The organism is Promicromonospora kroppenstedtii DSM 19349, from assembly GCF_000515355.1.
Taxonomy (GTDB): domain Bacteria; phylum Actinomycetota; class Actinomycetes; order Actinomycetales; family Cellulomonadaceae; genus Promicromonospora; species Promicromonospora kroppenstedtii.
In genome coordinates this window covers 58826-70110 of sequence record NZ_KI911619.1, presented here as the reverse complement: position 1 = coordinate 70110, position 11285 = coordinate 58826, and the positions used below count along the sequence as shown (strand labels likewise).

The following is an 11285-nucleotide window of genomic DNA, read 5'->3' as shown; positions in this document are numbered from 1 at the left end:
GGTCGCTCGCCGCCGCCGCGTCGGCCACGCCGAGGCCGATGCCGGCCACGTGCGGCGCCAGGTCGCGGGCCCGCTGCTCGTTGAGCACCACGTTCGCGGCGCCGGACGACCACAGCCGCACCGGCTTGGTGCGGTGCTGCCCGCGGAAGGTCAGCCCGAGCTGGTCGAGCATCACCTCGACCCCGTGGGTGTCCTCGGCCTTGATCTCGACGTAGTCGTAGCCGGTCGGCACGTCGACGTCCGCGATCCGGTCGAGCACGACGGCCGGGCCCGCGCCGTCGACCACGCCGTCGTCGGCCAGGAGCCTGGACGCCCGGTCCTCGAGCCAGACGAGGGACCGCAGGGCGTGCTCGGCGGTCCGGCCGGTGTCGGTCTGCCGGAACACGTCGTTGAACACCTCCAGCGACAGCGGCCCCGTGTACCCCGCGCGCACGAGGTGGGTCACGAACCGGCCGAGGTCCCAGGCCCCCTCGCCGGGGAACAGCCGGTGGTGCCGGCTCCAGGACAGCACGTCCATGGTCAGGGCCGGGGCGTCGGCGAGCTGGGCAAAGAAGATCTTCTCCCCCGGGATCTCCTCGATCGCTGCCGGGTCGTGCCCGCGGGAGAGGATGTGGAAGCTGTCCAGGCACACCCCGACCGCCTCGTGGTCGGCCAGCCGGGCGATCTCCCACGAGCGACGGTAGTCGTCCACGAACCGTCCCCACGCGAGCGCCTCGTAGGCCACCCGGACCCCGTAGGACGCCGCGAGGTCACCCAGCCGGCGCAGCTGCTCGGCCGCCACCTGGTCGGAGCCGATCGTCGCGGTCGCGACGTTGCTGCAGACCAGCACGGTGCCGATGCCGAGCCGCCGCATGGTCTCGAAGCGCGCCCGGGCCCGGCGCAGGTTGTCCTCGAACAGGTCCGGCCGCACGCCCTCGAAGTCCCGGAACGGCTGGTACAGGTCCAGGCTCAGGCCCAGCCGGTCGGCGAGCGCCCGGATCTCCTCGGGGCTGCGGTCGCTGACGACGAGGTCGGGCTCGAAGATCTCGACGCCGTCGAAGCCGGCGTCGGCGCAGGCGTAGAGCTTGTCCTCCAGGCTGCCGCTGAGGCAGACGGTCGCTATCGACTTGCGCATGTCGGTCCTCCGCCGGTGGTTCAGGTACCGGGCCGTCGGGTGACGAGCCGGTGGAAGTGGGCGTGCATCCGGGTGGTGTCGGGGTCGAGGCCGGTGATCAGGCGCAGGCTCTCGGCGGCCTGCCCCACGGCCATCCCGCCGCCGTCGAGCGTGGCCAGGCCGCGGGCCCGGGCACGGCGCAGGAGCTCGGTCTCCAGGGGCCGGTAGACCACCTCGGCGACCCAGGCGGACGGCGCGAGCCGGTCGACGTCGAACGCGACCCCGGGGTGCTCGACCATGCCGACCGGGGTGGCGTGCACGACGCCGTCGACGCGGGGCAGCCAACGGTCGAGCCCGCCGTCGCCAGGCAGCAGCCGGGGCCGGCCGGCGGAGAACCGGTCGAGCAGGGTCGTCTCCGCGGCCGGGTCGGCGTCGTGCACGACGACGGTGTCGAACCCGAGGTCGAGCAGGGCCGCCACCGTGGCGAGGCCTGCTCCCCCGGCCCCGACCTGGAGCACTGCGCCGGTGGCACCGTCGTCGCCGAGGAACCCGGCGAGCGCGGCGCGGAACCCCGGCCGGTCGGTGTTGTGCGCGGTGCGGCGGCCGTCGTCGAACAGCACGAGGTTGGCCGACCCGAGGTGGCGCACGGTCGGACTGAGGTCGGTCACGTGGTCGAGGACGGCCTGCTTGTAGGGGTGGGTCACGTTGGTCGCGACGTAGCCGGCATCCTCCAGCCGGCGGAGCTCGGCGCCGAGGTCCACGTGCGGGCGGTCGATCAGGTCGACCGTCCGGTACTCGTAGCCGAGGCCGAGGTGCCGCGCCTCCGTCATGTGCAGGGCGGGCGACAGCGAGGCCCGGATGCCGTTCCCCAGCAGGGCCACCCGGTACTCGCCGGTCACTGCGCGGAGTCCCGGATGGCCTCGTAGACCGCGAGCGAGTCGCCCTCGAGGTTGTCCCGGAACCAGGCGTCGGTCTGCTCCGCGAAGGCCTCGCGGTCGACGTCGTCGACGACCTGGACGGCGCCGTCCTGCTCCCAGGCCTCGAGGATCTCCCGCTCGGCGTCCTCGACGCAGCCGGGCATCTGCTCGACGGCGGCCGCGACAGCCGTGTCCAGGGCGGCCCGCTGGTCGTCGTCGAGCTCGGCGTCGTAGGACGGCGCGGCGACGATGAGGTTGGAGTTCTGGCCGTGGTCCGACAGGCTCAGGTAGTCCTGCACCTCGACGAGATTGCTGGCGTCGATGTTGGTCAGCGGGTTCTCCTGCCCGTCCACGACGCCCTGCTGGAGGGCGAGGTAGAGCTCCTCGTAGGCGACCTCGGTCGCCTGGGCGCCGAGGGCCTCGGCGTTGAGCAGGTGCTGCGCGGAGCCCGGGAACCGCATCCGCAGCCCGTCGAGGTCGGCGGGCTCGCGGATGGCCCGGTCGGCGGTGAACTGCCGGGCCCCGGCCGACCACGCGCCGAGGATCGAGACACCGCCGGACGCCGCCTTGAAGTCCTGCTCGAGCTGGTCGGCCGAGCCGTCGGCGAAGAACCGGTCGAGGTGCGCCGCGTCGTCGAACACGTACGCGGCGTCGACGACGCCGGCCGGCTCGTAGACGGCCGCGAGCGCCGACGCGCCCTGGATGTCGATGTCGACGTCGCTGGCCTGGACCGACGCGATCCGGTCGGCGTCCCCGCCGAGCTGGCTGTTGGGGTAGACCTCGACGGTGATGCCGACGTCCGCGGCCTCGGCCTCCTCCTTGATGACCTGGGCGCCGCAGAGATGCTGCGGCTGGTCCTCGGTGTAGCTGTGCGCGAGCGTCAGCTCGACCTGGCCGCCTCCGGCGGCGTCGTCGGTCCCGGTGCCGCCGCAGGCGGTCAGCAGGGCGAGGGGCAGGACCGCGGCCGCGCCGGCCACGGTGGTACGACGAGCGAACATGAGGGTTCCCTTTCGGTTCGGACCGAGCAGCGGAGGTTCAGAGGCCGAGCAGGGCCGGCAGCCAGGTGGCGAGGCCGGGGAAGAAGATGATCAGGACGCAGACCAGCGTCAGCGGCACCATGAACGGGAGGGTTCCTCGGAAGACCTCGCCGACCGGCACCTTCTGGGTGGAGCTCAGGACGAAGAGCACGGTGCCGACCGGCGGCGTGAGGAGCCCGATCATCAGCGAGATGATCATCACGACGCCGAGCACGAGGGGGTCCACCCCGAGGGTGGTGGCGATCGGCATGAGGATGGGCACGACGAGCACGAGGATGGGCGTCGCGTCGCCCACGGTGCCGAGCACCAGCATCAGGAGCAGCACGATCAGCAGGAAGACCGTGCCGTCGTCGGTGAACCCGAGCACGAGCCCGGACAGCGCCTGGGGCACCCGCTCCAGGGCGAGCACGTAGCCGAGCAGCACCGCGGACGAGACGATCAGCATGATCGCGGCAGTGGTCAGCACGGTCTCGACGAAGATCTTCGGCAGGTCGCTGATCTTCAGGCGTCGGTAGGCGAAGCCGAGGGCCATCATGTACGCCGCGCCGACGGCGGCCGCCTCGGTGGGCGTGAAGAAGCCGCCCAGGATGCCCCCGAGGATGACCACAGGCGCCCCCAGGGGAAGCAGCACGCGCTTGCCGGTCTGCGCGACCCGCCGCCAGGAGAACCCGATGTGCCGGATGCCGGGCTGGCGGCGCACCAGCAGGAACACCACCAGGCACAGCCCGGCGACCATCAGCAGCGCCGGCACCACGGAGGCCGCGAACAGGGCGCCGGTCGAGACGGAGGCCAGGCCCGCGAAGATGACGGCGGGGATGCTCGGCGGCATGACCGGGGCGATCAACGCGGACGCGCCGACCACGCCGAGGCCGAAGCGCCGGGAGTACCCGGCGCGCAGCATGGGCGGGATCTCCACCTTGCTCAGCGCCGCGGCGTCGGCCACCGCGGAGCCGCTCATCCAGGAGAAGCCGAGGCTGACGCCGACGCTCACGTAGCCGAGCCCGCCACGCACCCGGCCGAACAGGGCGAGCGCGAAGTCGAAGAGCCGGTCCGCGATGCCCGCGTGGTTGGCGACCACACCGAGCAGGATGAACAGCGGGACGGCGAGCAGCACGAAGTTGCCGGTGGCGTCGGCGACCAACCGCATCGGGAGGCCGAGCGACTGCCCCTCGATGAGCAGGTAGCCCAGGCCCGGGCCGAGGAACGCGAACGCGACCGGCACCCGGAGCGTCAGCAGCAGCATGATCGTGACCAGCAGCAGGAGCGACGTCATCGCACGGCCTCGCCCTCGATCGTGACTCCGTCGTGGTCGGGCGGCGGCGGGCCGAACCGGGCGATCTGCACCGCCGCGACCACCGCGCGGAGCGTCGCGCTCGCCAGCCCGATCAGCGCGATCGCGTAGACCCACGACATCGGCAGCCTGAGGGCGGGCGAGGTGAGGAAGCCGGCGGAGTGCACGAGCTCCCAGCACGCCCAGGTGAAGGCCGCGGAGATGACCGCGACCAGGGCCATGGCGACGGTCTGCACCACGCGCGCGAGGACGGCGCCCGGGACGTTGTCGATGAGCTGGATGGCGATGTGGCCGTTGCGGGTGACCAGCACGCCGGCCGCGACGAACGTGAGCCAGATCAGCCCGAACTGCGACATCTCGCCCGCCCAGACGATCTGCGGCACGGGCAGGTGGCGCTGCGCCGCCTGGAACAGGATGAGCACGAAGATCATGGCCGTGGCCAGGCACGCGATGGCGAGCTCGATGCCGGTGAGCACCTGCACGACGCGCCGCAGGCCCTGCTTCATGGGTGCTTCACGTACATCGGGACGATCCCCTTCCGTCCGGCACCGCACGTCCGTGTGCGGTGCGGTGCCGCCGCACGTCGGTGTGCGGCGTCGTAGTGCGGCGACAGTAGAAACCACCTGGCAAGTTGTGCAAGTAGTTGCCAAAATTGCAGGACATATGGCTAGATGCCCGGGTGCAGCCCACGATCTACGACGTCGCGAAGGCGGCCGGCGTGGCCGCCTCGACGGTTTCGCGCACCTTCAACAAGCCCGGCCGGGTCAACGAGGCGACCCGACAGCGGGTGCTCGCCGCGGCCGCCGAGCTCGGCTACGAGCACGTCCCGCAGAACCGCGCGCTGCCCGGCGGGCGGCACCGCACCATCGCGATGGTGCTGTCCGACATCACCAACCCGCACTTCTTCGAGCTCATCCGCGGCGCGGAGCAGCGCGCCAAGGCGTCCGACGTCACGCTCGTCATCGTCAACGCAGAGGAGTCGCAGCGCATCGAGGAGAACCAGGTCCGCGACCTGTCCCCGAACGTCGACGGCTTCGTCCTGGCAGCCAGCCGCCTGTCCGACGACGCCCTGGTCGCCCTGGCGGAGAAGCACCGCGTGGTGCTGCTCAACCGCGAGCTGGCGGGCCTGACCAGCGTCACGCTCGCCGTCGGCGCGGGCTGCCAGCAGATCCTGGCGCACCTCGCCTCGCTCGGGCACCGCAGCTTCGCCTACTGCGCGGGCCCACCTGGGTCCTGGATGGGTGCGGTGCGCTGGGCGGCGCTGAGCGCCGGGGCGGAGGAACACGGCCTGACGGCGCACCGCGTCGGCCCCTACACCCCCAACGTCGCCAACGGCGGCGCCGCGGCCGACGGCGCCCTGCGCACCGGCGCGACGGCGGTCGTCGCCCACAACGACCTGCTGGCCTTCGGCGTCATCCGCCGCCTCACCCAGCGCGACATCAAGGTGCCCGACGACGTCAGCGTGGTCGGCTTCGACGACATCTTCGCCTCCGAGTTCGTCCACCCGTCGCTGACGACGCTCGGCGGCCCCGGCGCGCACGCGGGCCGGCTGGCCGTCGAGCTGCTGATCGACCAGTTCGCCGGGCGCACCACGCAGGACGCCGAGCAGATCAGGCTGCCGACCGAGCTGGTGCTGCGGGAGTCGTCGGGGCCGGCGCGGGAGCCCGTCAGCCCAGGCGCTCCAGCAGGCGCACGCTGACCGTGTCGCCGGCCTCCTTGCCGATCTCGCGGCGGAGGCCGGCGGCCACGGGCAGTTTGTGGGTGCCGTCGCCCAGCGCCATGAAGGAGCTGGTGAACTCGACGCCGTCGATGGTGCCCCGGACCTTGACCAGACCCCGGGTGCCGAAGTACTCGGCGGAGCCGTCCAGCTTCAGGTAGGTCCAGCCACCCTTCGCCTCCCTCCGGAGCAGTACTGCGGTGAAGCTTCGGTCCAGCGGACCGGTGCCGACTGCGGACATGGTCGGATTCCCTTCGGATCAGTGGACGAGCCCGAGGACGAACGCCACGAGCAGGAGCTTGAGGAGCCAGTCCCCCGCATGGATGGCCGCGGTCTGCCACGGCACGCGCTCCCAGATGATCGACCCGGTGAGCAGCACCACGGGGAACGCCACCCACAGCACGACCGCCAGCAGGAGCGACGACGGCAACGCCGGCAGGCCGGCCTGCGCGGCGACCCACGCGAACCCGGCCGCGACCACCGCCGTCCGCACGAGCTCGGTGACCACCCGCAACGGGCCGGGGCGGCCGCGGTCGAGCACCCGGTCGCCGAGCGCTCGCCTCTCGAGCGGCGAGACGACGACGTAGTAGACGGAACTGAGCACGAACGCCGCCACGGCGGCGACTGCGACACCCAACGCGATCATGACGATCCTCCTTTTAGTACTACACAGTACTGTAAGCGGGCGCCCTCAGTACTGTCCAGTACTATTTTCTCGTGACCAGCCCATCCCAGCGCCGCGGCCGGCCCGGTGGCAGCCGTGGCACCGACCTCCTCGACGTCGCGCGCGAGGTGCTGCTCGCGCGCCAGTACGCCGGCGCGACGATGGACGCCGTCGCCGCGCAGGCGCGGATCTCGAAGCAGACCCTCTACAGGCAGTACCCGTCCAAGGAGATCCTGTACGCGGCCGTCGTGCGCGACTGGGTAGACCGCGGCCGCGACGCGATGGCCCCGCACCTGGCGCAGCTGATGGCGACCGACGACGTCCGCCAGGGGCTGCTGCGGCTCTGCCGCACCCTGCACCACGGCGTGCTGAGCGCCCCGGTGCTCCAGATGCGAACCCTGATCACCGCGGAGGCCGAACGGTTCCCCGATGTGGCCGCCGACTACGTCAGCCGCAGCTGGGACCACAACCAGGCGCTCCTGGCCGACGCCCTGCGGCACCTGGCCGCCCGCGGCCTGCTGCGGGTCGACGAGCCCGAGGTGGCCGCCGAGCAGCTCACCTGGCTCACCCTGGCGGCGCCCCTGAACCGCCTCACCCTGACCGGCGGCACGGCGCGCTACCCGGCCGAGGAGCTGGAGGCCGTCGCCCACGAGGCGGTCGCCACGTTCCTGGCCCGCTACGGCACCGAGGCCGGCGAGGGCGCGGCCGGCTAGGTGCTGGGCCCCTGCTCCCACGGGCAGAACACCCGGACGCCCAACGGCTCGAAGTGGCGGAGGTTCCGGGTGACCACGGTCATGCCGTGCGCCTCGGCGACGGCGGCGATCTGGGCGTCGTCGTACGGGGCGTGCTCAGGCACCGGGTAGCGAGCGAGGATCCGCGCGGCGGGCAGGTCGAACGGGAGGACCCGGCCGGCGAAGCCGGGCAGCACCCGATCGGCCAGCCATCGCCGCAGGACCGCCCCCTGGGCGGGGTCCGTCTGCTCCTTCCGCACGACACCGCGCTCGATCTCCGCGACCGTCAGCGCCGTGACGTACTGGTCGACGAGCGGGACCGCACGCGCCCAGTCCGCGACCTCGGGTTCGCGGTCGGGCCGGCGCAGCGCGGAGATGACATCGGTGTCAAGGACGTACATCAGAGCTCGGCGGTACGGGCCGTCAGACCCAGACGCTCCGGCTCGAAGTCGATGTCGTCGCTCTCGGGCATGGCGAGGTAGTCGACGATGCTCGTCGGTTCGCCGACGAGAGCTTCCTCCATGATCGCGCGGGCCTCCGCCTCCATCGACCGGTGGTGCCGGGCAGCACGCTCGGTCAGGACCGCTTTGGTCCCGGCGGGGAGATTCCGGATGAGGATCTGTTCCATGATGGCCACCTCCAAACGATATCGAATCGATGATATCGCGCACGTCAAGCAGGGTGGGCGGTCGCCCGGCTCGACCGCTGACGTGCCGAGGTCGATGGCGAGGACCTGCAGCACGGTCAGCGGAAGCGGGTGTGGATGACGGCGCGACCGGCGACCCGGTCCACCGTGGACATCGGCCGACCGGGTGCACGGGGCCGCGGTGCTGGTCGCGCCCTCGGCCTGACGCACGGCCTCCCGTCCCTCTTCCGGATGGTGCCCGGGTCGTCCCCACCCGGCCGAAGGTCCCGTGGACACGTGACCGTCGGCCCTGCCCGCGGTGCGCGCGAGATGGTCGGCTGGAAAGGAGTACCCCGAGGCGGGGGCCGGACTGAGGAGATCATCATGGGCAGCACGTGGCAGCGCGGCATCGTCGTCGGCGTCGACGGGTCCCCGCAGAGCATGGCCGCCGTCGACTGGGCGGCACTGACGGCGGACCGGCACGGCGCACCCCTGACCGTGCTGAGCGCGTACGTCAGCCCACCGGCCAACATGGCCGGGACGATGGGCGTCAGCGTCGAGGACCTCCGCGAACGCGCACACGACGCCGTCGAGCGCGCCGCCGCGCGGCTGGACGGCGCGCATCCAGGCAGTCACCCGGTCGACGAGCAGGTCGTGCACGGTGACCCGGCCCACGCGCTCGCGCAACGGTCCACCTCCGCCGACCTCGTGGTCGTCGGACGACGCGGGCTCGGCGCCCTGGACCGGGCCGTGCTCGGCTCGGTGTCGAGCGCGCTCGCCGCGACAGCACCCGGCCCCGTGGCCGTGGTCCCGTCCGGCGCGGCCACCGGCGAGCCGAACCGCGTGCTGGTCGCCGTGAGCAACGACGACGCCGGCCCCCAGCTCGACCTGGGGTTCGCGGAGGCCAACCAGCGAGCCTGCCCGCTGGTGGCGGTGCACGTGATGGAGCCCGACCCTGCGGCAGGGCTCGACTTCGGGGGACCGGACGTGGACCGCCAGGAGGCGGAGCGGGACGGCGTCCAGCGCCAGGTCAGCCGATGGGCCGAGAAGTACCCCTCGGTGCGCGAGCACGTCGTCTTCGCCGGAGGGAACCCGGTGGACGCGCTCCTGGACGAGCTCGGGCCCGACGACATCGTCGTGCTCGGCGGCCGCCCGCACTCGCAGACGGCCGGGCGCCTGCGGTACTCCGTCGCGGACGCCGTGCTCCGCCGGTCGCACCACCCCGTCATCATCGCGCACCACCAGGGCTGACCCGAGGGGCAGCGGTACCACGACACGGCACGACCTGCGCGGGGCGCTCTCCCTCAGCACCTTCCCCCAGATGCTGATGCGGCTCGGCACCAGCCCCCGCGGGGAGCGCACACCCCGCCGCACGCGGCCGCGCCACGACGCCATGAACCCGTGGATGCCCTCGCGCCTGTGGCGGGGTTGCGGGTGAAGCACACGCCCGTGGCGGACGTGTCGCCCTTGTTGCCGAACACCATCTGCATCACGTTCACGGCTGTGCCCAGGTCGTCCGGGATGTCGTTCAGCTCGCGGTACACGCGCGCCCGGGGGCTGTCCCACGAGCCGAAGACGGCGTCCACCGCCCGGCGGAGCTGTTCGTGCGGGTCCGTCGGCAGGTCGTGGCCGGTGGCCCGGCGGGCCTCCCCGCGGAACGTCGTCACGAGCTCCCGCAGGTCGTCCGCCGTCAGCTCGTTGTCCCACCGCAGCCCGCGACGGTCCTTCAGCGCCGTGAGCGCGTCCTCGAAGGCGCATGCGGGGACTCCCTCGACCACCTCGCCGTACATCTGCACGAACCGGCGGTACGCGTCCCAGGCGAACCGGGGGTCCCCCGACTCGGCCGCCAGGGCCTCCACCGACTCGTCCGTGATACCGAGGTCGAGGATGGTGTCCATCATCCCGGGCATGGACCGTACGGCACCCGACCGCACCGAGACCAGCAGCGGCCGGTCGGCGGCGCCCAGCCTGCGGCCCGTGCGGCGCTCCAGCGCCTCCAGGTGGGTCACGATCTCGTCCCACAGCCCGCCTGGCCAGCGATGGTCGTTCGTCATGGCGGCGACGCACGCCGCGGTGGTCACCGTGAAGCCGTCCGGGACGGGCAGGCCGAGGCGCGTCATCTCGGCGACGCCGGCGCCCTTCCCGCCCAGCAGCTCCCGCATCCCGGCGCTGCCCTCGGCCAGGTCGTACACGTACCGCTCGTCCGAAGCCGGCTCCGGCGCACCGGCCGAGCGGGGCCCGGTCCGGCTGTCCGCGTGCGTGGTCATGATGCCTCCGTCCCGCCGGCAGCGATCCCACCGGCAGCAAGCGCACAGGACAACCATCCCTCGCCCGGACGACGGCCGGCCAGGGCCGAACGGCCCGGAGCCCAGGGACTTCGGTGCCCCTGCGCCCGGGCCGCGCGACCACCGGCGCGGCCTGTGGCTCAGACCCCGGCGGCTCAGACCCCGTCGGCGGCGAGCGCCTCCGTGAGCAACGCGACGAGGGCCTCGAGCTGCACGTCCGTGGACGACGCGTCGTCGTCCTCGCCCGCCCCGTCGAGCGCCCGGGCGGCCAGCCGTGCCTTGCTGTCGATCAGCTCGGCGATCTTGGCGTCGATGGTCTGGGCGGCGATGATCCGCCAGGCCGTGACGGGGTCGGCCTGGCCGATCCGGTGGATGCGGTCGATGGCCTGGGTCTGCTCCGCGTAGGTCCAGGACAGCTCGGCCAGCACCAGGTTGGAGGCCACCTGGAGGTTGAGCCCCACGCCGGCGGCCGTCAGGGAGCACACCACGATCGACACGTCCGGGTCGTCCTGGAACGCGGTGATGTTCTTCTCCCGCACCCGGGGCGTCTGGTCGCCGCGGATCGAGGCGTAGCCGATGCCGCGGTCCGCGAACGTCTTCTCGGCCTGGTCCATGACGTCGACGTGCTTGGCGAAGAACACGACCTTGCCGACGTTGCGGGCCAGCTGCGCGGCGTAGTCGGCGGCCAGCCCCGCCTTGGCCTGGCCGATCCGGCGGACCATGGTGAACACGTTCTCGCCGTCGGCGCGCGAGCTCGAGTCCTTCAGCTCGGCCGCCGCCACCCGGCGCGCGAGCTCCAGGTCGACGCCGTCCACGACGACGTCGTCCACGACGGAGCTCTCGGCGCGCGCCTGGACGGCGGACCGGTAGCGGCTCACCAGGCGCTCGGCGAGCGCGACCTCGGCGGCCCGGATCGAGCGGCCCG

The 11285-nt window shown here is 72.6% G+C and carries 14 protein-coding genes; 3 read left to right on the top strand and 11 right to left on the bottom strand.

Translation table 11 applies throughout. From position 1 onward, the window contains the following. The 5 genes from PROKR_RS37255 to PROKR_RS05000 form a co-directional block, all read right to left on the bottom strand. On the bottom strand, nucleotides 1-1114 hold a 1114-nt coding region (locus tag PROKR_RS37255), incomplete at its 3' end, for a sugar phosphate isomerase/epimerase and 4-hydroxyphenylpyruvate domain-containing protein (RefSeq protein WP_036960101.1). A gap of 20 nt (nucleotides 1115-1134) precedes the next feature. After that, entirely contained in the window at nucleotides 1135-1992 is an 858-nt protein-coding gene (locus PROKR_RS05015) for a shikimate dehydrogenase (protein WP_036960099.1), read from the bottom strand. Then, complete coding sequence (locus PROKR_RS05010; protein WP_036960097.1) at nucleotides 1989-3008, bottom strand: DctP family TRAP transporter solute-binding subunit; 1020 nt, start codon at nucleotides 3006-3008, stop codon at nucleotides 1989-1991. Before PROKR_RS05010 ends, PROKR_RS05015 begins: the two co-directional genes overlap by 4 nt. 37 nt (nucleotides 3009-3045) lie before the next feature. Then, complete coding sequence (locus tag PROKR_RS05005; RefSeq protein WP_036960096.1) at nucleotides 3046-4320, bottom strand: TRAP transporter large permease; 1275 nt, start codon at nucleotides 4318-4320, stop codon at nucleotides 3046-3048. After that, nucleotides 4317-4844 (bottom strand): TRAP transporter small permease, encoded by a 528-nt coding sequence (locus tag PROKR_RS05000; protein ID WP_051432681.1) that lies wholly within the window; start codon nucleotides 4842-4844, stop codon nucleotides 4317-4319. The genes PROKR_RS05005 and PROKR_RS05000 overlap by 4 nt, the downstream gene beginning before the upstream one ends. A 173-nt stretch (nucleotides 4845-5017) precedes the next feature. On the opposite strand from PROKR_RS05000, the gene PROKR_RS04995 reads away from it, so the two are divergent. Further along, entirely contained in the window at nucleotides 5018-6037 is a 1020-nt protein-coding gene (locus PROKR_RS04995; RefSeq protein WP_036960094.1) for a LacI family DNA-binding transcriptional regulator, read from the top strand. On the opposite strand, the gene PROKR_RS04990 is transcribed toward PROKR_RS04995, so the two are convergent. Continuing rightward, nucleotides 6006-6296, bottom strand: a complete 291-nt coding sequence (locus PROKR_RS04990) for a DUF1905 domain-containing protein (protein WP_036960093.1) — start codon at nucleotides 6294-6296, stop codon at nucleotides 6006-6008. The genes PROKR_RS04995 and PROKR_RS04990 overlap by 32 nt on opposite strands. A gap of 18 nt (nucleotides 6297-6314) precedes the next feature. Further along, nucleotides 6315-6701: a DUF1761 domain-containing protein gene (locus PROKR_RS04985; RefSeq protein ID WP_051432680.1), complete on the bottom strand. Its 387-nt coding sequence runs from the start codon at nucleotides 6699-6701 to the stop codon at nucleotides 6315-6317. 71 nt (nucleotides 6702-6772) lie between these two features. Between PROKR_RS04985 and PROKR_RS04980 the strand changes: the two genes are divergently transcribed. Then, a complete protein-coding gene (locus PROKR_RS04980; protein ID WP_036960092.1) occupies nucleotides 6773-7432 on the top strand; it encodes a TetR/AcrR family transcriptional regulator in 660 nt (219 codons plus the stop codon). Here the strand turns inward: PROKR_RS04980 and PROKR_RS04975 are convergent. Together PROKR_RS04975 and PROKR_RS04970 are read right to left on the bottom strand one after the other, a co-directional pair. After that, nucleotides 7429-7851 carry a type II toxin-antitoxin system VapC family toxin gene (locus PROKR_RS04975; RefSeq protein ID WP_211240030.1) on the bottom strand — a complete coding sequence of 141 codons (423 nt, stop codon included), beginning with the start codon at nucleotides 7849-7851 and terminating at the stop codon, nucleotides 7429-7431. The two genes, PROKR_RS04980 and PROKR_RS04975, sit on opposite strands and share 4 nt — an antisense overlap. After that, nucleotides 7851-8078: a FitA-like ribbon-helix-helix domain-containing protein gene (locus PROKR_RS04970; protein ID WP_036960148.1), complete on the bottom strand. Its 228-nt coding sequence runs from the start codon at nucleotides 8076-8078 to the stop codon at nucleotides 7851-7853. The genes PROKR_RS04975 and PROKR_RS04970 overlap by 1 nt, the downstream gene beginning before the upstream one ends. Before the next feature lie 381 nt (nucleotides 8079-8459). On the opposite strand from PROKR_RS04970, the gene PROKR_RS04965 reads away from it, so the two are divergent. Beyond that, nucleotides 8460-9326 carry a universal stress protein gene (locus tag PROKR_RS04965; protein ID WP_036960090.1) on the top strand — a complete coding sequence of 289 codons (867 nt, stop codon included), beginning with the start codon at nucleotides 8460-8462 and terminating at the stop codon, nucleotides 9324-9326. Nucleotides 9327-9379: 53 nt separating this feature from the next. Here PROKR_RS04965 and PROKR_RS04960 read toward each other — a convergent pair whose 3' ends face one another. Both PROKR_RS04960 and PROKR_RS04955 read right to left on the bottom strand, forming a co-directional pair. After that, nucleotides 9380-10342 carry a PEP/pyruvate-binding domain-containing protein gene (locus PROKR_RS04960; RefSeq protein WP_036960088.1) on the bottom strand — a complete coding sequence of 321 codons (963 nt, stop codon included), beginning with the start codon at nucleotides 10340-10342 and terminating at the stop codon, nucleotides 9380-9382. Between the two features lie 173 nt (nucleotides 10343-10515). Further along, the coding region (locus PROKR_RS04955; RefSeq protein WP_036960087.1) for a C-terminal helicase domain-containing protein at nucleotides 10516-11285 on the bottom strand (770 nt) is incomplete at its 5' end.